Origin of the sequence: Frateuria sp. GZRe12 (assembly GCF_051900535.1) — a bacterium.
In the GTDB taxonomy this organism is placed as follows: Bacteria; Pseudomonadota; Gammaproteobacteria; order Xanthomonadales; family Rhodanobacteraceae; genus Frateuria_A.
Genome location: NZ_JBHZGI010000006.1, coordinates 177,794 through 202,213 on the forward strand (window position 1 = coordinate 177,794; position 24,420 = coordinate 202,213).

16 protein-coding genes, 1 tRNA gene and 1 riboswitch are annotated in these 24,420 nt (G+C 69.1%); of the genes, 6 read left to right on the forward strand and 11 right to left on the reverse strand.

All coding sequences use genetic code 11. The features are described 5' to 3' along the window. Window positions 1-72: 72 nt before the first annotated feature. The 3 genes from ACFWZ4_RS14140 to ACFWZ4_RS14150 all read right to left on the reverse strand — a co-directional run bounded on the left by ACFWZ4_RS14140 (window position 73) and on the right by ACFWZ4_RS14150 (window position 6,348). Window positions 73-2,931, reverse strand: a complete 2,859-nt coding sequence (locus ACFWZ4_RS14140; RefSeq protein ID WP_439705311.1) for a protein kinase domain-containing protein — start codon at window positions 2,929-2,931, stop codon at window positions 73-75. A gap of 211 nt (window positions 2,932-3,142) precedes the next feature. After that, a complete protein-coding gene (locus tag ACFWZ4_RS14145) occupies window positions 3,143-5,275 on the reverse strand; it encodes an amylo-alpha-1,6-glucosidase (RefSeq protein WP_439705312.1) in 2,133 nt (710 codons plus the stop codon). Next, the gene (locus ACFWZ4_RS14150; RefSeq protein ID WP_439705313.1) at window positions 5,272-6,348 is read right to left on the reverse strand and encodes a glycosyltransferase family 4 protein; all 1,077 of its coding nucleotides are present in this window, start codon (window positions 6,346-6,348) and stop codon (window positions 5,272-5,274) included. The genes ACFWZ4_RS14145 and ACFWZ4_RS14150 overlap by 4 nt, the downstream gene beginning before the upstream one ends. A 150-nt stretch (window positions 6,349-6,498) precedes the next feature. Between ACFWZ4_RS14150 and ACFWZ4_RS14155 the strand changes: the two genes are divergently transcribed. Beyond that, window positions 6,499-8,370: an ATP-binding cassette domain-containing protein gene (locus ACFWZ4_RS14155; protein ID WP_439705314.1), complete on the forward strand. Its 1,872-nt coding sequence runs from the start codon at window positions 6,499-6,501 to the stop codon at window positions 8,368-8,370. Window positions 8,371-8,514: 144 nt separating this feature from the next. Here the strand turns inward: ACFWZ4_RS14155 and ppc are convergent, their stop codons facing one another. Beyond that, complete coding sequence (gene ppc / locus ACFWZ4_RS14160; RefSeq protein WP_439705315.1) at window positions 8,515-11,253, reverse strand: phosphoenolpyruvate carboxylase; 2,739 nt, start codon at window positions 11,251-11,253, stop codon at window positions 8,515-8,517. A gap of 151 nt (window positions 11,254-11,404) precedes the next feature. Continuing rightward, window positions 11,405-11,479, forward strand: a riboswitch (S-adenosyl-L-homocysteine riboswitch). Window positions 11,480-11,529: 50 nt separating this feature from the next. Between ppc and ahcY the strand changes: the two genes are divergently transcribed. Then, window positions 11,530-12,969 (forward strand): adenosylhomocysteinase, encoded by a 1,440-nt coding sequence (gene ahcY, locus ACFWZ4_RS14165; RefSeq protein WP_439705316.1) that lies wholly within the window; start codon window positions 11,530-11,532, stop codon window positions 12,967-12,969. 161 nt (window positions 12,970-13,130) lie between these two features. Here ahcY and ACFWZ4_RS14170 read toward each other — a convergent pair whose 3' ends face one another. Together ACFWZ4_RS14170 and ACFWZ4_RS14175 are read right to left on the reverse strand one after the other, a co-directional pair. Next, complete coding sequence (locus ACFWZ4_RS14170; RefSeq protein WP_439705317.1) at window positions 13,131-13,553, reverse strand: YciI family protein; 423 nt, start codon at window positions 13,551-13,553, stop codon at window positions 13,131-13,133. A 184-nt stretch (window positions 13,554-13,737) separates the two neighbouring features. After that, window positions 13,738-15,330 carry a sensor histidine kinase gene (locus ACFWZ4_RS14175; protein ID WP_439705318.1) on the reverse strand — a complete coding sequence of 531 codons (1,593 nt, stop codon included), beginning with the start codon at window positions 15,328-15,330 and terminating at the stop codon, window positions 13,738-13,740. Window positions 15,331-15,658: 328 nt separating this feature from the next. Here ACFWZ4_RS14175 and metF point away from each other — a divergent pair, with 328 nt between their 5' ends. The 3 genes from metF to ACFWZ4_RS14190 all read left to right on the forward strand — a co-directional run bounded on the left by metF (window position 15,659) and on the right by ACFWZ4_RS14190 (window position 17,997). Then, window positions 15,659-16,483, forward strand: coding sequence for a methylenetetrahydrofolate reductase [NAD(P)H] (gene metF, locus ACFWZ4_RS14180; RefSeq protein WP_439705319.1), 825 nt, complete (start codon window positions 15,659-15,661; stop codon window positions 16,481-16,483). Between the two features lie 37 nt (window positions 16,484-16,520). Next, window positions 16,521-17,018: a DUF4124 domain-containing protein gene (locus ACFWZ4_RS14185; protein WP_439705320.1), complete on the forward strand. Its 498-nt coding sequence runs from the start codon at window positions 16,521-16,523 to the stop codon at window positions 17,016-17,018. Window positions 17,019-17,079: 61 nt separating this feature from the next. After that, window positions 17,080-17,997: a branched-chain amino acid transaminase gene (locus ACFWZ4_RS14190; protein ID WP_439705321.1), complete on the forward strand. Its 918-nt coding sequence runs from the start codon at window positions 17,080-17,082 to the stop codon at window positions 17,995-17,997. A 109-nt stretch (window positions 17,998-18,106) separates the two neighbouring features. Here ACFWZ4_RS14190 and ACFWZ4_RS14195 read toward each other — a convergent pair whose 3' ends face one another. The 5 genes from ACFWZ4_RS14195 to ACFWZ4_RS14215 all read right to left on the reverse strand — a co-directional run bounded on the left by ACFWZ4_RS14195 (window position 18,107) and on the right by ACFWZ4_RS14215 (window position 21,905). Further along, window positions 18,107-19,396 carry a sensor histidine kinase gene (locus ACFWZ4_RS14195; protein WP_439705322.1) on the reverse strand — a complete coding sequence of 430 codons (1,290 nt, stop codon included), beginning with the start codon at window positions 19,394-19,396 and terminating at the stop codon, window positions 18,107-18,109. Beyond that, complete coding sequence (locus ACFWZ4_RS14200; protein ID WP_091340102.1) at window positions 19,380-20,066, reverse strand: response regulator transcription factor; 687 nt, start codon at window positions 20,064-20,066, stop codon at window positions 19,380-19,382. Before ACFWZ4_RS14200 ends, ACFWZ4_RS14195 begins: the two co-directional genes overlap by 17 nt. Before the next feature lie 297 nt (window positions 20,067-20,363). Then, a complete protein-coding gene (rimK, locus tag ACFWZ4_RS14205) occupies window positions 20,364-21,242 on the reverse strand; it encodes a 30S ribosomal protein S6--L-glutamate ligase (protein WP_439705323.1) in 879 nt (292 codons plus the stop codon). Continuing rightward, the gene (locus ACFWZ4_RS14210; protein ID WP_439705324.1) at window positions 21,239-21,730 is read right to left on the reverse strand and encodes an ATP-dependent zinc protease family protein; all 492 of its coding nucleotides are present in this window, start codon (window positions 21,728-21,730) and stop codon (window positions 21,239-21,241) included. The genes rimK and ACFWZ4_RS14210 overlap by 4 nt, the downstream gene beginning before the upstream one ends. Before the next feature lie 101 nt (window positions 21,731-21,831). Then, a tRNA-Gly gene (locus ACFWZ4_RS14215) sits at window positions 21,832-21,905 on the reverse strand. Window positions 21,906-22,122: 217 nt separating this feature from the next. Between ACFWZ4_RS14215 and ACFWZ4_RS14220 the strand changes: the two genes are divergently transcribed. Next, the gene (locus ACFWZ4_RS14220) at window positions 22,123-24,351 is read left to right on the forward strand and encodes a DUF6600 domain-containing protein (protein WP_439705325.1); all 2,229 of its coding nucleotides are present in this window, start codon (window positions 22,123-22,125) and stop codon (window positions 24,349-24,351) included. Window positions 24,352-24,420 lie beyond the last annotated feature (69 nt).

Consider the following 24,420-nt stretch of genomic DNA (forward strand, 5'->3'; position numbering starts at 1 on the left):
GCGCAGGACGGCGGCCTGGCGCGATTCCCTGGCCCGTGGCCTGCCCTGTCGGCAAGGCATGCACGGCGCTGCCTAGCCGTCGACTGCCGCGATCGCCTCTTCCCGCACGCTGCGCATGCCGGCGTTGAGCGTTTCCGGCTTCATGGCAATGACCGGTTGCAGATAGGTGGCGAGAACATGCTGCGCGGCCGACGCGTCGTGCAACTGGCGCAGCACCACGTACAGCCGCGAGGCGCTCTCGATGGTATGCGCATCGGTGTTCCCGAGCGTGCGCGCGCGGCCCTCCAGCGCTTTCACATGGGCATCGCGCGCCCGCGCCCAGTGGCCGGCGCTGGCCTCGATGCGGCCGACGAGATCCCAGGTCGCCAACGTCATCGGGTGATCCTCGCCGAGCTGGCGGCGCAGCGCGGCCAGGACCTCCTCGCCCTGCTTGCTGGCCTCGGCGTACTGGCCGTTCCCGCACAGCAGGCTGGCCAGGCTGCCGCGGGCGTACAGGGTGCTGAAATGATCCGGACCCAGCGTACGGGTGCGCCCGTCGAGGATCTCGCGTTCCATCGCGATGGCTTCGGGGTAGCGGTCCTGCTTGGACAGCAGCCGCACCATGTCGGTCATCGCCTCGAGCGTCTGCGGGTTGTCGGGGCCAAGCACGCGGCGGTAGCCCTGGATGATTGCGTCCAGGCGTTCGTGCACTTGCGCCATGGTCGCCGGATCGAGCGCCAGCCGAACCTCGTTCGACGCCGCCAGCGCGCGTGCCTGCAGGGTCAGCGGGTGGTCGGCGCCGAGCCGGCGCTGGCGGATCGCCGCCACGTCCTGCGCAAGCACGAGCGAGCGCTCGTACTCGTTGTCCTGCGAATAAAGCAGCGTGGCCAGCGTGAGGGTGGTGGCCAGGGCCTCCGGGTGCTCGGCGCCGAAAGCCTGGCGGTACAGCGGCACCAGGTATTCCAGCTCCGCCCGCGCGCGATCGCGCTCGCCCAGCTGGGTGAGCGTTTCGACGCGATCGCGCCGCAGCCGCAGCAGGCCTTCGTCGGTGGCGGGCAGGCGCGGCGCCAGCCCGGCGTAGAGTGCTTCCTGCCGGTTGAGCGCCTGCCCGAGGTGACCCTGCGCGGCCAGCACGCGGGCCCGTCCGGAGAGCACGGCGACCTGCAAGGGATCGGCCGGGGGCAGGGCCGCGGCGGCCGGCAATGCGGTGTCATAGACCTGCGCCGCCTGGTCGAGTTGACCGCCACGGTACAGCGCCTCGGCGAGGTCTGCGCGCGCCGACACCAGCGCCGGGTCGCCCGTGGGCAGGCGCTGCCCGCGCACCTGGACCACGGTGCGCAACTCCACGGCCGCGTGCGCATAGCTGCCGATGGTCAGCAGCACGCGAGCCAGCGACTGGCGCATGTCCGCCGCCAGCAGCGGCGCATCCGCGAAATCGCTGTCCAGCCGCGCCAAGGCGTGGCTGACCACATAGGTGTCCAGCGCATCGCTCGCCGGTCCCGCGGCATCGATCCCGGCGAAGGCCTGTTCCAGCTGGCGGCGGTCGATGGCCTTGCGGCCCAGTGCGTCGAAGCGCGCGAGCACCAGCGAGTTGGCGTCGTGGGTCAACGCGTGGCCCATGGCGTCGATGTCGACGCTCTGCAGCATCGATTGCTGGAAGTCGACCATGCGCTCGAGGTCGTGCTGGCGCTGCTCGGCCAGCCGCTGTGCCGCGCGTGTCTGGCCCAGCGCCATCAGCGAGGCGGCGAGGCCGGCCAGCATGGTCGCCAGCACCATGCTGGCGGCGGCCAGCGGCCAGCGGTTGCGCTGCACGTAGCGGCGCAGGCGATACCACTGGCGACCGCGGCGCGCCTTGACCGGTCGCTGCGCCAGGTAGTGGCGCAGGTCCTGCGCGAATTCGGCCACGCTGGCATAGCGCTGGCTCACCTGCCGGCGCAATGCCTTGAGCACGATCGCATCGACATCGGCGGGAATCGACCGCCGCGACCGGCGCTGCTCGGCCGGCGCCGCGCGCAGGCTGCGGCTGGGCGCCTCGACCTGGCCGCCGACGATGGCGTTGGACAGAAGGTGCGGCGTGACCAGATGCTGATACGGTCGGCGCCCTGCGATCAGCTGGTAAAGCACCACGCCCAGCGAATAGACGTCCGCGCCAGTGGTCAACGGCTGCTGCTCGATCTGTTCGGGGCTTGCGTAGGCCAGCGTCAATGCGTGCGCCGCGGTGGCGGTGGCGAGCACCTGCCCGCCCTCCTCGATGATGCGGGCGATGCCGAAATCCAGCAGCTTGGGCGTGCCGTTGGCGGTGACCAGGATGTTGGCCGGCTTGATGTCGCGGTGGATCACCAGGTTGCGATGGGCGAACTCGACCGCGTCGCACACCTTCAGGAACAGCGCGATGCGCTCGTTGAGCGGGAGCGCATGCGCGTCGCACCACTCGTCGATGCGCCGCCCTTCGACGTATTCCATCGCCAGGAACGGTTGGCCGCCGTCCATCACGCCGCCATCGAGGAGGCGCGCGATGCCGGGATGTTCCAGCCGCGCCAGCAGCCGGCGCTCCTGGCTGAAGCGCTCGTGCAGGATCGGCGACCCCTGCGCGGACGCATGCAGGAACTTCAAGGCGACCTGCTGGGTGAACCCCTCGTCGCAACGCTCGGCCAGGTAGACCATGCCCATGCCGCCCTCGCCGAGCAGGCGCAGGATGCGGTAGTTGCGCGGCGCGGTGGCCTGCGTCTGCTGACCGCTGAGGTCGGGCGCGACGGCGGCGGGGGAAAACGGAAGGGTGGCGGTGTGCGTGCGTTCGATCGCCTCGAGCATCCAGCGCACTTCGCGCTCGAGTTCGGCGTCCTCGCCCACGTGCCCACCGATCAGCGCGTCGCGCGCGGACGCATCCACGTCCATCGCGGCCATGGCGATGCGCTTCGCTTCGACGTAGCGATCGGTCAGCTGCCCTGCCATGCGATCCCCCGGTCCCGGACGGGGATTATGGCGCCGATTTCACGTGGAAATCACATGTCGCGGCACGTAGGCTGCGGCGTGGGGCGATTGGTCCCGCGGGCCTCTGCGCAAAGGCGCCTCCAGCCGCCTGCCGGCATTCTCCCCCGTAACCGGAGAAAGGCTCACGGGGAAAGGTGATCGAAGGGCGACTGGTGAAGGCTTCGCGGCGCCGTCAGACCTTGGCGAGGATGCGCACGTCGACCGAGCCGCCGGCACGGAACGCAACCGTGCGCGAGCCGATCCGCTCGAAGCCCAGGTCGATGGCGTCGCCACCCACGTCCAGCCGATGCAGGGTCAGCCGGTCGACGCCATCGGGCAGTTGCGGGCGATCGATGCGCACCTCGCCGCGGCGGCCGTCGACGGTCACGCCCAGGCAGGCCTGCAGCATCATGAACACCGAACCGGCGGCCCAGGCCTGCGGCAGGCAGGCGACCGGGTAGGCGATCGGCGGCTCGCCCGTGGCGCGCGGGAAGCCGCAGAACAGTTCGGGCAGGCGCATGCCGAAGTGCACCGCCGCCTCGAAGGTTTCGCCGAGCAGGCGCACGGCGTCCTCGCGCTCGCCGTAGTGCGCCATGCCGGCGGCGCACATCGCCACATCGTGCGGCCAGACCGAGCCGTCGTGGTAGGACATCGGATTGAAGCGCGCCTGCTGCATGGCCAGGGTCCGCACGCCCCAGCCGCTGTCGAAGGGCGCGGTGCGGAACTGGCGGATCACCTTCTTCGCCCGCCACAGCTTGGGCAGGCCGACGTAGAGCAGATGCCCGACGTTGGACGAGCGCACGCAGCACAGCTGGCCGTCGCCGTCGCGCGCGATGCCATAGGTGCCCAGCTCCTCGTCCCAGAACAGCTCTTCGACCTTTTTGCGCATGACGAGCGCGCGGTGGCGCCAGCCGGCCGCCGAATCGTCGTCGCCCCGCCGCTCGGCCAGGCGGGCCATGGCGGTCAGCGCGGCGTACACGTAGCCCTGCACTTCCACCAGCGCGATCGGCGCCGGCGGGATGCGCCCGTCGGCGTGGAACACCGAGTCCTCGCTGTCCTTCCAGCCCTGGTTGAGCAGGCCGCCCTTCTCACCCTGCGCGTAGGTAAGGAAGCCGTGCGGGTCGCGATCGCAGGTGCGCTCGATCCAGCCCATCGCGGCGGTGAGCGCAGGCCACAGCTTGTCGACGAAGACGTCGTCGCCGGTGCGCTCGGCATACGCACCGGCGAGCATCACGTACAGCGGCGTGGTGTCGACCCCACCGTAGTAGCGGCCGAACGGCACCTCGCCCAGGTCGGCCATCTCGCTCTTGCGCGTCTCGTGCATGATCTTGCCCGGCGCCGAATCGCGGAAGGCCGACGTCTCGTGCGCCTGGTGCTCGGCCAGGTAGCCGAGCACGCCGCGGGCGAGGCCGGCATCCAGCCACAGCAGCTGCAGCGCGGTGATGATGCCGTCGCGCCCGAACGGCGTGGCGAACCACGGGATGCCGGCGCAGGGATACGGGCCGGTGGAAAATTCGCTGACCAGCAGCGCGATGTCCGCGCGCGAGCGCTCGAGCCATGCGTTGAACAGGCGCGCATTGCTGCGTGGGCGCGCGCCGTGGTTGAGGCGCCGGCGCATGGCGCGGCGCGCCTTCGCGGCGGCGGCGCGAAAGCGCTGGCGGCTGGGTTCGGCGTCCTCCGGGCCTATCTCCACGTAGAGCTCGGTGTTGCTCAGCCGCGGCAGCGTCAGGGAGAGTTCGGCCGACTCGCCATCCATGCGATCGGGCGTGGCCGAAAAGCAAATCACCGAGCAACGCGTGACGCCATCGAGGCCGTCGTAGCGCAGCGCCACCGAAGCGTCCCCCACCTTGGGCGCATGCAGCACGCCCCGCTTCCTGCGGGGCGTTCCGCGCACTTCGAAGATGTCGCGGAAGTCCGCCGCGAAGTGCAGCGTCAGGGTCACCTGCACCTCGGTGTCGTCGTAGTTGACGCAGGAGATGCGCTCGTACATGCGCGCGCCCCACAGGAAGCGCGTGCGCTGCAGATGGATCACCCCCTGCGGCGTGGCGCGCTCGCCCATCGGCGGCAGCGGCTTGTTGGAAAGGTTGGCGGTGAACAGCACGTTGTCGTGGGCGATCGCCGCGCTGAGCAGCGAGGGCGGCTTGCCGCCCAGGTCCAGCGTGAAGGCGGACAGCATGCGGGTGTCGTTGTGGAAAAGTCCGCTGGAGTCGCCGCGGATGTCGCCATAGGCATCGCAGACGACGAAGGTGTCGCCGGACTTGAGCGAGTATTGCCCGCGCGAGGTGCCGGCCGAAGGGGTTTCGTCGTCTTGCGTCGCTTCACTCATCGTGCCGCCTCCCAGGCCACCGGCCACGCCGGCAGCGCCGGGGCGACACGGCAGCGTCGTTCGTAAAGGTCCACGTAGTTGCTTGCCATGATCTCGGCGGAGAAACGCCGCTCGAAGCTGGCGCGCACCTGCCGCCGGTCGATCTGCTGCAACCGGCGCACGGCGTCCACGGCTTCGCATTCGCTGTCGACGATGAAGCCGTTGACGCCCTCGTCGATCACCTCGGGCACCGAACCGCAATTCCACGCGATCACCGGCGTGCTGCAGGCCATCGCCTCGATCATCACCAGGCCGAACGGCTCGGGCCAATCGATCGGGAACAGCAGCGCGGCGGCGTTGCCCAGGAAAGCTTCCTTGTCGCCATCGCCGATTTCCCCGATGAACTCCACCAGCGGATCGTCCAGCAGCGGCTGGATTTCCTCGTGGAAATAGGCGCGGTCGGCCAGGTCGACCTTGGCCGCGATCTTCAGCGGCATGCCGCTGGCGCGGGCGATCGCGATGGCGCGGTCGGGCCGCTTCTCCGGCGAGATGCGGCCGAGGAAGGCAAGATAGCCGCCCGTCGGATTCGGGTGCGGGCGATGCAGGTGTTCGGGCATGCCGTGCGGCACGGTGCCGGCCCAGTTGGCGAAGTGCAGCGGCTGGCGCTGGTGGTGCGAGATCGACACCAGCGGGTACCGCGGCCAGCGACGGTACACCTCGGCCAGGTCCTTCAGGTCCAGCCGGCCGTGCAGCGTGGTCAGCGTGCGCCCGGCGCAATCCTCGAACATGGGAAAATGCAGCATGTCGACGTGGAAGTGCAGCACGTCGAATTCGTCGGCCCGCCGGCGCACCTCCTGCAGCATCGACAGGTGCGCGGCCAGTTCCGACTTGAGCATGGTGGGATCGAGCCGGATCGCCTGGTCGCGCACCGCCACCAGTTCCGCGCGGGTACAGGCATCGGCGCTGGCGAACAGGGTGACGTCGTGGCCCAGTTCGACCAGCGTGTCGGTGAGCCAGGAGACGATGCGTTCGGTGCCGCCGTAGAGGCGGGGCGGGACCGATTCGCAGAGTGGAGTGATCTGGGCGATGCGCATGGGAATCCTCGGCGTCCGGCCTCCAGGCCGAAGGCGCCATCAACGGGCCTCGTGCACGCCGCATCCGCCGGGCCGTCATTCCTGGGCCGAAGCGTCCAGACCCTGTCGATCGGGCCCTATCGCCCAGGCCATATCGATTAGAATCGGCGGATGTCCCTGATCCAATTGCAGCGCGTCGATTTCAGCATCGGCGGCCCCCTCCTGCTTGCCGATGTCGACCTGTCGATCGAGCGCGGCGAACGAGTTTGCGTCGTCGGCCGCAATGGCGAGGGGAAGTCCACTCTGATGAAGTTGATCGCCGGGGAATTGCACCCCGACGACGGTGAAGTGAGGGTGCAGAACGGCATCGTCGTGGCGCGGATGGCGCAGGAGGTGCCGCAATCCACCGCCGGCTCGGTGTTCGACGTGGTGGCTGAAGGCCTGGGCGACCTGGGCCTGCTGCTGGCGCGTTACCACCATCTGCTGGCCACGGGCGACCTCGATGCGCTCGGCGAGGTGCAGCACGAGATCGAAGCGCGCCAGAGCTGGGATCTTGACCGCCGGGTGAACGAAGTACTCGCGCGGCTGGAATTGCCGGGCGAAACCGACTTCGCCGCGCTCTCCGGCGGCATGAAGCGCCGCGTGCTGCTGGCGCAGGCGCTGGTGCAGAAGCCCGACGTGCTGTTGCTGGATGAGCCGACCAACCACCTGGACATCGAGGCGATCGACTGGCTCGAAGGGTTCCTCAAATCCTTCGACGGCTCGATCGTGTTCGTCACCCACGACCGCAGCTTCCTGCGTGCGCTGGCCACGCGCATCGTGGAGATCGACCGCGGCCAGCTCACCGACTGGCCCGGCGACTACGACAACTACCTGCGGCGGCGCGAGGAACGCCTGCACGCCGAGGCCCAGGCCAACGCACACTTCGACCGCAAGCTGGCGCAGGAGGAAGTGTGGATCCGCCAGGGCATCAAGGCCCGGCGCACCCGCAACGAAGGTCGCGTGCGCGCGCTCAAGGCGATGCGTCGCGAGCGCGCCGAGCGGCGCGAGCTCTCGGGCAACGCGAAGATGACGCTGGCCAGCGCGCAGGCCTCGGGCAAGAAGGTGATCGAGCTCGACCACGTGCACCAGGCCTACGGCGGTCGCGTGCTGATCGACGATCTCTCGACCACCGTCATGCGCGGCGACCGCATCGGCATCATCGGCCCCAATGGCGCGGGCAAGAGCACGCTGCTGAAGATCATGCTCGGCGAACTGAAGCCCCAGGGCGGCACGGTGGAGCTCGGCACCGGCATCCAGATCGCGTACTTCGACCAGCATCGCGTGCAGCTGGACGAGCGGCTCAACGCGCTGGACAACGTGGCCCAGGGCCGCGAGTACATCGAGCTCGGCGGACAGCGCAAGCACGTGATCGGCTACCTGCAGGATTTCCTGTTTTCCCCCGAACGCGCGCGCGCTCCGATCACCCGCCTCTCCGGCGGCGAGCGCAACCGCCTGCTGCTGGCCAAGCTGTTCGCCCAGCCGTCCAACCTGCTGGTGATGGACGAACCGACCAACGACCTGGACGTCGAAACGCTGGAGCTGCTCGAAGAGTTGCTGACCGAATACACAGGTACGCTGCTGCTGGTCTCGCACGATCGCGCGTTCCTGGACAACGTGGTCTCCAGCACGCTGGTGCTCGAGGGCGAGGGCCAGGTCGGCGAATACGTGGGCGGCTACAGCGACTGGCTGCGCCAGCGTCCCGCGACCCCGGCACCTTCTTTGGCCAAAAACGCAGCGGCGCCCGCGGCCACTCCCGCCGCCGCGCCCGCGCCGGCAGCCGGCCGGCGCAAGCTGAGCTTCAAGGACCAGCGTGAGCTGGAGCTGTTGCCGGTGCGCATCGAGCAACTCGAAAACGAAGTCGCCGAGCGCTCGGCTGCCATGAACGAACCGGCGTTCTTCCAGCAGGACAGCGCCGCCATCGTGCAGGCCAACGAAGCCCTCGCGAAACTTCAGACCGAGCTCGACACCGCCTACGCCCGCTGGAGCGAGCTCGAAGGCTGAGGTTTCGCTTTGGCACCATCTCCCCTCCGGGCAGCGGGCTGGGTGAAGGGCCGCGCTTGCGGCCCGCAAGGAAGAAGGCACAAGCGCGCACCTGTGTGACCGGATGCACGGCGGACGCGCAACAGTGCGCCTTGCGTCGGCGGATCAGCCGGTGTTCTGCAGCCCCTGCGAGACGCCGTTGACGCAGGCGACCAGCGCGCGCAGCACAGCGTCGTCTTCGCTGCCGCCGGCGCGCCAGCGCGCGAGCAGGTCGACGGTGAGCAGGCTCATGGGGTCGACGTACGGATTGCGCAGGCGGATCGAGACCGCCAGGCGCGGGTTGTCGGACAGCAGCCCATCGCCGCCCTTGAGCTTGAGCAGCCACTGACGGGTGCGCTCGAATTCCTCGCCGATCATCGCGAAGAACGGCGCGTGCAGGTCGCCGGCCAGCCGCGAGAACGCCTCGGCGATGTCGAGGTCGCACTTGGCCAGCACCATCGCCACGTCGTCCAGCGCGTTGGCGAAGAACGGCCAGTCGCGCGCCATCTCCGCCATCGCCTGCTCGCCGAACGCGGCGGCGCCCTGCTCCAGTGCGGTGCCCAGCCCGTACCAGCCGGTGATGATCGAGCGGCACTGGGTCCAGGCGAACACCCAGGGGATCGCGCGCAGGTCCTGCACGCCACGCATGCTGCGGCGGCTGGCCGGACGCGAACCCAGGGTCATGCGCTCGACGACGTCGATCGGCGTGGCGGTACGGAAGTAGTCGACGAAGCCCTCGCGCTCCACCAGTGCCCGGTAGTGCCGGCGGCTGTGCGCGGCAAGCGCTTCCATCCGCTCGCGCCAGTCCGCCTCGCGCGACTCCTGCGCGCGCGGGCGCAACGAGGCCCGCAACACGGCGCTGACGGTCTGCTCCAGGTTGCGCAGCGCCAGCGCGCGGATGCCGTACTTGCGATGGATCACTTCGCCCTGTTCGGTCACCCGCAGCACTCCGGCGACCGAGCCGCGCGGCGAGGACATCAGCGCGGGCGCGATACGCGAGCCGCCGCGGCTGGCCGAGCCGCCGCGGCCGTGGAAGAAGGCCAGGTGGATGCCGGCTTCCTTCGCCACTTCGAGCAATTCGGCTTGCGCGCGTTGCAGGGCCCAGCGCGAGGCGAGCGTGCCGCCGTCCTTGCCGCTGTCGGAATAGCCGAGCATGACCCACTGGCGATCGCCGCGGGCGCGCAGGTGGGCGCGGTAGACGGGATCGGCGAGCAGCGCGCGCAGCGTGGCGGGGGCGTGCTTGAGGTCGTCGACGGTTTCGAACAGCGGCGCGATGTCCAGCGGTACCGCCGTATCGTTTTGCCCGCCGGACACCGGCTGCGCGCGGGCAGGTTCGATCAGGCCGCCGTAGCGCGCCAGCGCGAGCACCGCCAGGACATCGGCCGCGGAGCGCGCCATGCTTATGATGTATAGCCCGATCGCCTCGCTGCCGTAGCGGCGGCGGGCGTCGCCCAGCGTGGCGAACACGTCGTACAGCGTGGTCACCGTCCCGGCATGGCTGAGGGCGAAGCGTTCCTGGCCGGCGGCATGGGCGCTCAGCTCGCGCGCTCGATCCGCCGCCGACCGACTCGCCCAGTCGGCATCGTCGAGCAACGCGGCCAGCGCGTCGTCGTGTACGCGCGAGTCCTGCCGCACATCGAGCCGCGCGAGGTGGAAGCCGAAGGTACGCACGCGCCAGATCAACCGGCGCACGGCATAGGCGCCGGCATGCAGGCCGCAGTGGTCGAGCAGGCTGTGGTCGATCAATTGCAGGTCGTCCAGCAACTCGGCCGCGGATGCATAACCCTCCGCGCCGTTGTCGCCGGTCGCTTCCAGCCGGGCACCGATCAGCGTGAGCAGACAGCGGTAAGGCATGTCCGCATGGCGCGGGCGGATGCGGGCGGCGGCCTGCGGAAAGCGGCCACGGTAATCGTCCAGGCGCGCGGTGAGCGCGGGGTCGACCACCACCCGCCCGGCGGTCTGGCTGAGCAACCGCGCCAGGCTCGCGACGTCGGCGACGTAGCGCTCCAGCACATGCGCGCGCTGGGTCGCCAGCGCCGCCGCGATGGTGTCGGCGCCCACGTTCGGGTTGCCGTCCATGTCGCCGCCGACCCAGCTGGCGAAGCCCAGCAGCCGCGGCAGCGGCATGGTCACGCCATAGACCGCCTGCAGGGCGCCCGCCAGCGATTCGTACAGCGCCGGCACGATGCGATAGATCGGGTTGGAGAGGTAAAAGCCCACGTGGTCGTGTTCGTCCTGCACGGTGGGACGCACCGGCGACGCTTCGGCCGTCTGCCAGCCGGTGGACAGCGCCATGTAGATGCGGTCCTGGTCCTCGGCGCGCTCCTGCGGCGTGCGGCCCGGGTCGAATCCGTCGACCAGCGCGCGAACGATCGCCTGTTCTTTCTCCAGCAGCGAGCGGCGCATCGCCTCGGTCGGATGCGCCGTGAACACCGGCTCGATCCACAGCCGCTCGAGCCAGCCCAGCAATTCCTCCGCGGTGACGCCTTCGCGCTTGAGGCGGCCCAGCACGTCCAGCAGCGATTCGGGTTGCGCCGCGCCGCCCTCGCGCTGGTAGTCGCGACGGCGGCGGATGCGGTGCACGCGCTCGGCGATGTTGACTGCCTGGAAGTAGGTGGCGAAGGCGCGCGCCAGCGCTTCGGCCTGGTCGGTGTCCAGGCCCTCGAGCGCGTGCGCCAGCGTGCCTACCGGGTCACCTTCGCGACGGCGATGGATGGCAGCCTGGCGCACGGCTTCCACCCGCCCGAAGAAGCCCTCGCCTCCCTGCTCGGCAAGCATCAGGCCGACCAGGTGGCCGAGCCGGCCGACGTCCTCGCGCAGAGGGGCGTCGGGCGGCAGGTAGTCGGTGTCGCGGCTGGCTTCCATGGGCGGCTCCTCGAGGGTTCCCCAAGACTAGCGAATCGGCCGCCAAGCTCTTGTCGGAGTGCACCTGAGCGCGACCGCCATGCCTTCCGGCCGCGCACAGGCGCGCTTCTACAGAGAGATCGTGCGGACGGTATAATGGTCGCCTTTCGTGCCCACCGAGGGGCGCTGCGACCGTCGTGGGACGGCCAGGCTCGGCGGACATGTGCAGCAACGGCGCTCACCCATGCGGACCTTCGCCCGCAGTGGCAAAGGTTCCCCAAAGAACCGGAGACAAGCATGAACGCCGCCATCCAGGCCCACCCCAACCACGACTACAAGATCCGCGACATTTCCCTGGCCGAGTTCGGCCGCAAGGAACTGGACATCGCCGAGCACGAGATGCCCGGCCTGATGTCGATCCGCCGCAAGTACGCACCGCAGGCCCCGCTCAAGGGCGTGCGCGTGACGGGCTCGCTGCACATGACGATCCAGACCGCGGTGCTGATCGAGACGCTCAAGGACATCGGCGCCGACGTGCGCTGGGCCTCGTGCAACATCTTCTCGACGCAGGACCACGCCGCCGCGGCGATCGCCGCCTCCGGCACGCCGGTGTTCGCCTGGAAGGGCGAGACGCTGGAGGAGTACTGGGACTGCACGCTCGACGCGCTCTCCTTCCCCGACGGCAAGGGCGGTTTCCTCGGCCCGCAGCTGGTGGTGGACGACGGCGGCGACGTCACGCTGCTGATCCACAAGGGCTACGAGCTGGAGAACGGCAGCGACTGGGTGAACACCGCCTCGGGCAGCCATGAGGAGCAGGTCATCAAGAACCTGCTCAAGCGCGTGCACAAGGAGCGCCCGGGCTACTGGCACACCGTGGTCAAGGACTGGAAGGGTGTCTCCGAGGAGACCACCACCGGCGTGCATCGCCTCTACCAGCTGGCCCAGGAAGGCAAGCTGCTGATCCCGGCGATCAACGTCAACGACTCGGTCACCAAGAGCAAGTTCGACAACCTGTACGGCTGCCGCGAGTCGCTGGCCGATGGCCTCAAGCGCGCGATGGACGTGATGCTGGCCGGCAAGGTCGCGGTGGTGTGCGGCTACGGCGACGTCGGCAAGGGCTGCGCGCACAGCTTGCGTGCCTACGGCGCGCGCGTGGTGGTCACCGAGATCGACCCGATCAACGCCCTGCAGGCGGCGATGGAAGGCTTCGAGGTCAACACGGTCGAGTCGACCCTGGGCCGCGGCGACATCTACGTCACCACCACCGGCAACAAGGACGTGCTTACGCTTGCCCACATGCAAGGCATGAAGGACCAGGCGATCGTCTGCAACATCGGCCACTTCGACAACGAGATCCAGGTCGACGCGCTGAACGCCTCGGGCGCCGAGCGCCTGAACATCAAGCCGCAGGTGGACAAGTACACCTTCGCCAACGGCACCAGCATCTTCCTGCTGGCCGAAGGCCGCCTGGTGAACCTCGGCTGCGCCACCGGTCATCCGAGCTTCGTGATGTCCAACTCGTTCTCGAACCAGACGCTGGCACAGATCGACCTGTGGGCGAACAAGGACCTCTACGGGCCGAAGGTCTACATCCTGCCCAAGAAGCTGGATGAGGAAGTGGCGCGCCTGCACCTGGAGAAGATCGGCGTGAAGCTGACCACGCTGACCAACGAGCAGGCCGCGTACCTGGGCGTGCCGGTGGAAGGGCCCTACAAGGCCGACCACTACCGCTATTGAGCGATCGGCAGTTCTGCAGAGGAAAGGGCCGCAGCGATGCGGCCCTTTTTCTTTCCCCCATCCAATCTTGCCGCCCGCTACGCCCCCGCCAGTGCGAGAAGATCGGACGCGGACACCGGACCCGCAGCGCCGGGGTAGGCCCGAGTCTGAGTTGAACAGGCTCAGCTGCCGGTGAGCCTGGCCCGGATGCGTTCGCGGATGACCCGGGTTTCCGGCGTCTGCACCGCCTCGAACTCCGCCATGCCCATCAGCGGCCGGATCTCGGTCTCGCTTCGTCCCGCCGCGCAATGGGGCGCACGCATCACCCAGGCCATCGCCTCGTCCATGTCCTCGACCTCCAGGATCATGAAACCGGCGACCAGCTCCTTGGTTTCGGCGAACGGGCCGTCGATGACGGTACGGCTCCCGCCATCGGACACGACACGCTTGCCGCTCGCGGAGGGCGTAAGGCCACCGAGGGCGACCAGGACGCCGGCGTCGATCAGCTCCTCGTTGAACCGGCTCATCGCCTCGAGCGCCTCCGGATCGATACCCGCGCCATTTTCGGTGCCATCGGTCGCCTTCCCTATCACCATCACGCGCATGGTCTGTCTCCTCCGCACCGGATCGTCCGGCCTATGGGGGAACGACGAACGGGGGCATCGGAATTCGACGTGCGCGATCGCCTGGCACGACCAGAGCTAGGCGTGATCACCCACTGGCGTGGGTGCATCCCGAGCAGGACAGGCTAGCCTGGGGCAACGACCGATGGGACCGACCGGCGCTGGATCACTCCTCGGGCGTAAGCGGGATCTCGATATCGCATTCCACCCCGGCCATGGGATAGCGGATCGAGGTTCTGCCGTGCAGTTCCACCTGGATGCCGCGCTCCAGCAGGCGCGTGCCGAAGCCCTGGCGCGTCGGCGGCGTGATCTGCGGGCCGTCCCGCTCCAGCCAGCGCAGGTGGAGCGTGCGCCGGTCCTTAGTCTGTTCGACGCTCCAGCCCAGCTCCACCCGCCCGGAGGGCGTGGACAAGGCACCGTACTTGGCTGCGTTGGTGGCAAGCTCGTGTATTGCCATGCTGAGCATCAGGCCGACCCGCGGCGCGACGATCGTGTGACTCCCGTCGAGCACGACGTTGGCCTTGCTGAGGTAAGGCGCGATGCAGGCTTCCAGCAGCTCCTGGAGTTCGGCATCCGCCCAGCTGCGCCGGCTGAGCTGGTCGTGGGCCCGGCTCATCGCCAGGATCCGGCCTTCCACGGCATGCCGGAACTCCTCCACGTTCCGCGCGCTCTTCGCCGCCTGTATCACCACCGACTGCACCGAAGCGAGGGTGTTCTTCACGCGGTGGTTGAGCTCGTCCAGCAGCAGCTTCTGCCGCTGCTCGGCCTCCTTCCGCCCGGTGATGTCCACCAGCATGTTGATCGCTCCCGTCAGCCTCCCCGACGGGTCCCGCAGGGGTGTCGGATAGGGCATGAACCAGCGCCGCGTACCGTCGGGGCGTTCGGCGATCGCTTCGGCGCCGCGAACCGGCCGGCCTTCCTTCAGCGCGACCGCCATTGGGCATGCCTCGTGCGGCAGTGGCGACCCATCCGGATTGAGCAGGCGCCAGGTGACGCACCAGAGCTTGCCGCTCTCCGGGCGACGTCCGGCGAATTCGACGGCAGCTTCGTTGTAGAAGTCGATCCTGCCGTCCGCGTCGGTGGTGTAGACGGCGGCGGGAAGCGCTTGCAGCAGCTGGTGGAAGCGGTGCTCCGATTCGCGCGCCCGAGCGAGGCTTTCCAGCGCGGCGCGACCGGCTTCGCGCGCGTCGAGCAGCTTGACCGTCCGATAGGCGGCCGAGGCGAAGCGGCCCATGCTCTCGAGCTGACGCAGATCCTCGGCGTCGAACCGGCGATATTCACTGTGGGCGATCACCCAGATCGTACCGACCGCCTTGCCGTCTACGCGGAACGGCACCAGCAGCCCCTCCTCCGCGAGCGGAACCGCCTCGGCAAGATAGGGATAGCGCTTTTCCCAACGGCTGAAGAGCAGTGGCGCATCGTGGTCGAGCACGTCGCCACAAGGCCCGAAGTCGCGTGGCGTGCCGCCTCCCAGGTGCGGACTCCAGCCTCCGGCGATCGCGGCCCAGTAGAAGGCGTCGCCGTCGTCGGTGAGCAGGCTCATGCCGGCGGAGTCGGCATTCAATGCATCCAGCATCGTGTCCGCGAGCGTCTGGAGGATCGACTGCGGCGCTTCACCCAGCGCCTGGGTGAGCCTGGCGAGCGCGCGGTTTTCGTTCTCGTAGTCGGGGGCGCGGTTCGGGCGACGCCAGAGCTCGTCGGTCCTCAGGATGGCGTCCAGCGGTGCCAGACCGCAGTCCCCGCCCGGGGCCATGCGCATATGCCCGCGTGGCGGGGCCGCGATCGGCGATTGATCGCCGCTTGCGCTCGTCATTCGACTCGTCTCCAGTGACCCAGCGGTCGGCCGCGATGGCAGTGGGTGCGCCGCGCGGCATCTTCCGGCAGCGGACGGGGGCAGGCCGGACGGGGAAGACTAGCATCCGGGCGATGCCCGCGTTGCCGTGTCGCTCGCGGCCTCCGGAGGGCTGAACGGACCGATTTGGACGGTGCACTGCAGATCCTGGCCTCTGGAACAGAGCGGCCCAATCCATCTATCGCTTCATCGCGATGAACGTATAATGCCGACCACGCACCGCAGGAATGCTCCGATGCCGGCCATCAGTTTCGAATTCTTTCCCCCCAAGACCGACGAGCAGCGCGCCCAGCTCGACCGCGCGGCACAGATGTTGAAGGCACACGCGCCCGACTACGTGTCGGTGACCTTCGGCGCGGGGGGCTCGACGCTCAGCTACACCGGCGACACGGTGGCGCGGCTGCATCGGGGGCACGGCCTGCCGGTGGCACCGCATCTGTCGTGCATGGGCGGCACCAAAGCGGAGATCGCCGCGCTGCTCGACGGCTATCGCGCCGCCGGCTACCGGCGCATCGTGGCGCTGCGTGGCGACCTGCCCTCGGGCATGGCCTCGCCGGGCGACTTCCGTTACGCCGCGGAACTGGTCGCCTTCATCCGCGAGCACTCGGGCGATCATTTCCAGATCGAGGTGGCCGCGTATCCGGAAACCCACCCGCAAGCCGAGGATGCGCTGCGCGACCTCGCCCATTTCAAGGCAAAGGTCGATGCGGGCGCGAACGGCGCCATCACGCAGTACTTCTTCAACCCCGATGCGTATTTCCGCTTTGTCGACGATGTGCGGCGGCTGGGCGTCGGCGTGCCGATCGTGCCGGGCATCATGCCGATCACCAACTTCAGCCAGCTCAAGCGCTTCTCCGATGCCTGCGGTGCGGAGATCCCGCGCTGGATCGTCAAGCGCATGCAGGCCCACGGCGACAACGCCGAATCGATCCGCACGCTCGGCGCCGAGGTGGTGGCGCAGCTGTGCCGGCGCCTGCTCGACGGTGGTGCGCCAGGGCTGCACTTTTACACGCTGAACCGTGCCAGGGCGACGCAGGCGGTTCTTGCGCAACTGCACTGATGCGTCCAGGCCGGGCAGCTATGCTCGGGCAATGCCCATGCTGCGCCTCGCCCTGATGCTGTTGCTGGTCCTGGCCGCCCTGCCCGCCCGCGCGCAGTCGCCGATCTACCACTGTATCGCCGCCGATGGGCACCCGGTCTTCACCGACCAGCCCTGCGCCAATCTGCAGGCCACGCTCGCACCGGCCTCGTCGGCTGCCGCCGAAGCACCCTCGCTGCGACCGCCCGCGGTCACCTGCGCCGCCGATGTCGACCAGCTGCGTGGCGCGGTGATCGATGCGTTCGCCAACGCCGATGCCAACCGTCTGGCCGGACTCATGCTCTGGGGCGGTTATGGGGAACATGCCGCGGTGACCGACATCGGCGCGCTGGCTGCACTGATGCGGCGACCGCTGGTGGGCATCGACCTGTCGCCGGACGGAAGCGGTTCGGAACTGGTGGTAAGCACGGTGCCGGACGAGGGCAGCACGGAAAGCGGCGAAACGCGATTTGCCATCGAGCCCCGCGCCGGCTGCCTGTGGTTGCGCCAGGAGTAGGCACGCGCGGGCGGCGGTGCCCAGCGGTTATCATGGGCGGTCCCCTGCAAGGAGAATCGCCATGGCGCAGCAATACCCCGAGTGGATCTGGCAGAACGGCACGATCAAGCCGTGGCGCGAGGCCACCACCCACGTGATGTCGCATGCGCTGCATTACGGCTCTTCCGTGTTCGAAGGCATCCGCAGCTATGCCACGCCCGATGGCGCGGCGATCTTCCGGCTGACCGACCATCTGAAGCGCCTTTATCAATCCGCGCGCATCTACGACATGGTGCTGCCGTACTCGCAGGACGATCTGGCCGCCGCCTGTCGCGACGTGATCAAGAAGAACGGCCTGACCGCCGCCTATCTGCGCCCGGTGGCGTACCGTGGCCTGGGCGGTTTCGGCCTTTCGGCCGAGACGCCGATCGACGTGGCGGTGGCTGCATGGCCGATGGGCCCGTACCTCGGGCCGGAGGCGCTGGAACAGGGCATCACCGCCTGCGTATCGAGCTGGCAGCGGTTCGCGCCGAACACCATTCCTGCCGGCGCCAAGGCCGGCGGCAATTACCTCTCCGGCCAGCTGATCGCCCGCGAGGCGCGCCGCCTGGGCTTCGGCGAAGGCATCGCGCTGGCCAACACCGGCCTGCTCAGCGAAGGCGCGGGCGAGAACCTGTTCCTGGTCTTCGACGGCGTGCTGCACACCACGCCTGCCAGCGCCTCCATCCTCACCGGCATCACCCGCGACACGCTCAAGACGCTGGCGCACGAGGACGGCATCGAGGTGGTCGAGCGCGACCTGCCGCGTGAGTACCTGTACCTGGCCGACGAAGTGCTGATGTGCGGCACCGCCGCCGAGGTCACCCCGATCCGCTCCATCGACGGCAAGCAGGTCGGCAACGGCACGGCCGGACGCGTGACACGCCGGTTGCAGGAGCTGTACTTCGGCCTGTTCGACGGCCGCACCAACGACCAGTGGGGCTGGCTGGAACCGGTCTGATCGACGAAAGGGGACGCGAAAAAAAGGGCCGCAAAGCGGCCCTTTTTTTTGACTTCCCGCCAGTCCGAGTCCTCATCCCAGTCTTCGCACGGAGGCAGAGGCAGCAGATCTAGGCGGGGTCGAAGACCAGGCTGGCGATGGCGCCGTTGGCGTCGCTGCGGGGACGCATCGATACCTGCCAGCCGTACAGGTCGCACAGCCGGCGCACGATCGCCAGGCCGAGGCCGGCGCCGCTGCCGCCGGCGCCTTCACCACGCACGCCGCGCTGGAACAGGCGCTCGGCATCCTCGGGCTTGATGCCCGGACCGGTGTCGATCACCTCGATGCGGCCGCCGCCGACTTCGACCCGCACCTGGCCTTCGAGCGTGTACTTGATGGCGTTGCCGATCAGATTGGTGAGTGCGACCGACAACACCGAGGCCGGCGCGTTCACGCTTACCGGCTCGCGCACGGCCAGCTCGATGCCGAGCGGCTTGTCGCGCATCTGCGGGCGCTGGCTCTCGATCACGTCGGCGGCCACCCTGGCCACCTCCGTGGTTTCCCCGCGCGTGGGACCACGCCGCTCCGCGCGCGAGAGCAGCAGCAGCGCCTCGATCAGCTCAGTGGCCTGGCGCGAGGCGCGTTCGATGCGCTTCAACCGTTCGCGCAGCTTGTCGGTCAGGTCGGGCGAACCCTGCAGCAGCTCGGTGGTGCTGGCGATCACCGCCAGCGGCGTGCGCAGCTCGTGGCTGACGTCGGAGTTGAACTCGCGGTCACGCTCGACCATCGCGGTCAGCCGCGCGGCGTATTCGTCCAGCGCCAGTGCGAGCTCACCGACTTCGTCATCGGCAAAATGCGGCGCCAGCGGATCGGCCTTGCCGGCTTTGCGGAAATCGCGCAACCGCGTGGCCAGCTCGCTGACCGGCTTGAGCACCTTGCGCGACAGCCACAGACCCAGCACCAGCGAGAGCAGGCCGAACAGGAACACCGCGCCGATCACGCTGATCAGCAGTTGCTGCTTGCCCAGCTCGTCGCGCGAGATGTCGTAGCGCAGGAAACTGTAGATGCCGTTCTTGTGCTCGACCGCGAGCTTGTAATGGTGGATCCTGCCGTCCGCGCCCGTGTCGCTGACGTCGTGGACCCCGTTCTCGAGGTGCTGCCACTCCAGCGGGGCCTTGTAGATCGTGCGATCGCTCCAGGTCCACGCTTCGACGATGCCGAACTTCGGCTGGCGATCGGGATGCTCGTGCACCTGCTGGTTGAGGTTGTCCACCTCATCGAGCAGCGTGGCGGTAACGAGCTGGTCTTCGACGCGCGCGCGGATATTCAGGGCCGAAAACGCAAACAACGCGCTGAGGCCGAAGCCGAACAGCGCGAAGGAGACGATCAGGCGGAACCGCAGCTTACGCCTGGACAGCATCCGGCTCGACCATGCGGTAACCGATGCCGTGGCGCGTGTGGATCAGCGGCTTGTCGAACGGCTTGTCGATTGCCGCGCGCAGGCCGTGGATGTGCACGCGCAGGGAGTCGCTGTCGGGCAGCTCCTCGCCCCACACGCGCTGTTCCAGGTCCTGGCGGGTGACCACCGACGGGCTGGCCTCCATCAGCGCCTGCAGGAGTTTCAGGCCGATCGGGTTCAACTGGATCGACTTGCCGTCGCGACTGACGGTGAGCGTGTCCAGGTTGTAGGTGAGGTCGGCGACCTTCAGCACGCGGCTCTGCGGGCCCTTGCCGCGGCGCGCCAGCACTTCCAGGCGCGCGGCCAGTTCCTGCAGCGCGAACGGCTTGGTCATGTAGTCGTCGGCGCCGGACTCGAATCCGGTGAGCTTCTGCTCCAGCGCGTCGCGCGCCGTCAGCATCAGCACGGGCGTCTGCTTGTGCGCCTCGTGGCGCAGCTTGCGCGCCACGTCCAGGCCGTCCATGCCCGGCAGCGTGAGGTCGAGCACGATCACGTCGAAGTCATGCACCACGGCCAGGTGCAGGCCGGTCACGCCGTCGCCGGCGAAGTCGACCACGTGGCCGCGATCCTCGAGGTAATCACCGATATTCGTCGCGATATCGCTGTTGTCTTCGATCACAAGGACACGCATGCGCCACTCCAGAGGCCAGGGGAACAAGCTTAACAAGCTTGCCTTACGGGTAGCCGGCTCTTCGAGCCGCGGCCAATAAAAAGGCCCAGATGCCCGACTCGTCGTCGCTGCACCTGGGCCCAAGCTTACTGCCCCGATACCGAATCTGCCGGCTTCGACCAAGCGGTCGCCGCCAGCACATTGCAGTGGAGCCTTTATAGGGCCCGGGCGGTTACGGTGCGGTTAACCGCGTCTCACACGGCCGTTAACGGACGTGTCCGGCGCGCCCGTTCTAGTGCAGCGCACGTGAAGGAAAGCTCACCCGCCTGCCCGTTCTTCCAGGTGGCGGATGATGTGGCCGGACACGTCCACCCCTGTGGCCGTCTCGATCCCTTCCAGCCCGGGCGAAGCGTTGACCTCCAGCAGCAGCGGGCCGCGATCCGAACGCAGCAGGTCCACGCCGGCGATCCCCAGGCCCAGCGCGCCGGCGGCGCGGATGGCGATGCGCTTTTCCTCCGCGCTCAAGGTGGCCTTCACCGCACTGCCGCCGCGATGCAGGTTGGCGCGGAAATCACCCGGGCTCGCCTCGCGCTGCATCGCGGCGATCACCTTCTTGCCGACCACGAAGCAGCGCAGATCGCTGCCCTTGGCCTCGGCGATGAACTCCTGCACCAGGAAGTTGGCGTACAGGCCGCGGAAGGCCTCGATCACGCTCTGCGAGGCGCTGCGCTTCTCGGCCAGCACCACGCCGGTGCCCTGGCTTCCCTCGTTGAGCTTGATGACGTGCGGCGGCTCGCCGAGCATCGCCAGCACGTCGTTGGTGTCGTCCGGGTTGTCGCCGAACACGGTCACCGGCATGTCCAGCCCGTGCGAGGCGAGGATCTGCAGGGCACGCAGCTTGTCGCGCGCGCGCAGCACCGCGTCGGAGGAATTGGGCGTGTATACGCCCATCATTTCCAGCTGCCGCAGCACCGCCGTGCCGTAGAAGGTGGTGGTGGTGCCGATGCGCGGGATCACCGCATCGATGTCCCGCAACGCCTTGCCCTTGTAGCGGATCGACACGTTGTCGGGCGCGATGCGCACGTAACAGCGCAGCGGGTCGAGCACGCGCACCACGTGGTTGCGTTCGCGCGCGGCCTCGACCAGCCGGCGGGTCGAGTACAGCCGCGTATTGCGCGAGAGGATCGCGATCTTCATGGGAGCTGACCGTGGTGACATTCGTGGGCGAACCGCGCCACCGGTTCGGCGAAGGCCGGTTGCGGGCGCGGCTGGGTGTAGGAAAGCGACGGGTCGACCGCAAAGCGCCCAAGCAGCGCACTGCGGCCCAGCAACATCGGGAAAAGCATGTGCCTGCGGTCGGTGAGGCTGATCTCGATCGGGTAACACGCGCCCGCCAGCGACACGTCGGTGCGCACGAACCAGCGCTCGGTGCCGTGCCCACCGGTGTCGGTCACGACGCGTCGGCCCAGCGCCTGGGCCTCGCACTGCACGACGCGCGGATGACGCCGACCGATGGTGAGCGAGAAGCGCAGCCAGGTAACGCCGCCGCGATCGAGGGTCTCGAGCGTGTCCACATGCAGCGAACTGGAACGGGCGCCGGTATCGAGCTTGGCCTTGAGCACGTCGACGCCCAGCTGGGGCAGAGCCAGTCGTTCCCGCCAACCGAGGGTGATCACTTCTTTCATCGCTGCACGGATGGGTGTCGGGAAGGCCGGAAAGCGTGGCGGCGCGTCCCCTCAAGGGGAAGTGAAAACAGCCCGACCAGGCGGACGGGCTGCGTGCAGGCTGGAGCGGGTGAAGGGAATCGAACCCTCGTCAGTAGCTTGGGAAGCTACAGCTCTACCATTGAGCTACACCCGCGTTCGCCGCCGATGGTAACCCGGGAGGCGGGAGTTGGGGAACGGGCGCCGATGCGTCGGGGCAGGCGCGCTACCCGCATGGCGCATGAACCGCACATGGCGGCCGGCTGAACCGTTGGCCACCGAATGCATTGCCAGATCAATCGCCAGCCCATAATCGGTCATCGCCTCGTGACGCCAGCCGTTTCCATGGCGCGTACACGACGGAGGGAAAACCCATGCGTGCACTCTCGAGACTGCAGCTGTTCTGGCGCTCCTGCGCCGCCACCCTGCTGCTGTGCGGCGCCGGAGTCCTGCACGCGCAGGCGGCCGACGACGCCGGCGATCCGCCCGACCGGGTCGCGCGCCTGTCCTACCTGGAGGGCGACGTCGGCCTGCTGCCTTCGGGTGCGCAGGACTGGGGCGACGCCGGGATCAACCGTCCGCTGACCACCGGCGACAAGCTGTCCAGCAGCAACGGCGCGCGCGCCGAGCTGGAGCTGGACGGCGCCGCGGTGCGCCTGGACGGCGGCACCGACGTCGGCTTCCTGCAGCTGGACGACCAGCTGGCGCAGCTGGAGCTCACCCAGGGCACGCTCAACCTCACCGTGCGCCGCCTCGGCGAGGGCCAGAGCTACGAGATCGACACCCCGACCGTGGCACTGGTGGTCGATCATCCGGGCAGCTACCGCGTGGATGTCGACCGCGACGGTCAGGGCACCCGCGTCACCGCGTTCGACGGCAGCGCCACGGTGTACGGCGAGAACGATGCGCAGCGGCTGGTGATCGCCGGCCGCAGCTACCATTTCGCCGACTCCACGCTGGCCGACGTGGACGTCGAGGATGCCGCCAGCGGCGACGACTTCGACGCATGGAACGACGAACGAAGCCGCCGTTACGCCGACTCCGAGTCGCGCCGCTATGTGTCCGAGGACGTGATCGGCTACCAGGACCTGGATCGCTATGGCGACTGGCGCAGCGACCCCGAATACGGGCAGGTCTGGTACCCGGCCCAGGTCGATACCGGCTGGGCGCCGTACCGCAACGGTCACTGGGCCTATGTCGGCCCGTGGGGCTGGACCTGGGTGGATGACGCGCCCTGGGGCTTCGCGCCCTATCACTACGGTCGCTGGGCCTGGCGCAGCCGCGGCTGGTGCTGGGTCCCGGGCCCGGTCGGCTGGCGCCCCGTATACGCACCGGCGTTGGTCGCCTTCGTCGGCGGCAACCACTGGCGCGTGTCGGTGGGCGACGCGCCGGTCGGCTGGTACCCGCTAGGTCCGGGCGACGTCTACGACCCGTGGTACCGCGGCAGCCGCCGCTACTACACCCAGGTCAACGTGACCAACATCCATGTGCACAACACGGTGATCGTCGACCGCCGCTACCGCGACTGGCACCGCGGCATCGCGCCGCCGGTGCGGGCGCTGCACGGGCGCGGCCCGCGCGGCTTCACCGCGGTGCCGGGGCGCAATTTCGCCGGCGCCGACCGCGTGCAGCGCCATCGGCTGAAGATCGATCCGGACAAGCTCGCCGGCGCCAGGCTGCTGACGCGCAACGCCACGCCGAAACCGACGCCGCACAGCTTCGCGCCGCCGCGCGGGCCCAAGGCGCGGCCGCTGCCGGCGCAGGGTTTCCGGCGCGAGGTGGTGGCCCGGCATGCGCCGCGCGTGGAACGCGTGGCCGACCGCATCGAGGCCACCCGTCCGCGCACGGCCACGCCTTCCCACGTGCGTGTGCTGCGTCCGCGTGGCGACACGCTGCCTGCGATCGCGCACATCGCGCCGGCCGGGCGCGCCGACACGGCGCCGGACATCCGCCGCGCGCCGATTCGCAACGACGCACGCGGCGATCGCATCGGCGCACGGGACGTCCGCAGCAACGACGCGCGAGAGGTCCGCAGCGTGAATGTCCCCGCGCGCATGGCGCCGCGCGAAGCGCCGCTGCGGCCGGGCGAACTGCGCTCGGCCCGCTTCGTGCGCCCGCATGCATCCCGACCACCCGCCGAGCCGCGCCCCGGAGTGAGCTTCATCTCCACGGCCGAAGCCGATCGCGAACGGGCGGCACGCACCGCGCGGACGCTGCCGCAGCTGCCGCGCTTCGAGCGCAGCGACGCGCCGCGTGCGCCGGTGCGCCGGCCGGATGTCGATGCCGGCCCGCGCTTCCAGCGCGCGCCCGACGCGCGGATCGAGCCCCGGCAGACCGTGCAGGGCGGACCGGCTTTCCGCGGCAACGATCGCCCGAGCCAGCCTGCGAACATGCGCCGGCCGGACGTCGATGGGCAGCTGCGTGCCCGCACCGCGCCGCCGCAGCAGCATTTCCAGCGGCCGTCGGAGTTCCGCCAGACGCGGCCCGTGCCACAGGCGGTTCCCATGCAACGCGAGTCCGCCCCGGCGCCAGCCCCACGCTCGCAGGCACCGGCAACGCAGTCGCGGCGCGAATCGGCACGCCGCTTCGACCGGCAACACTGACCTGCAGGCGGCGCCCTCGCGGCGCCGCCGCTACAATGCGCCCCCGCGGCATGGCGCGCCCGTCGTCAT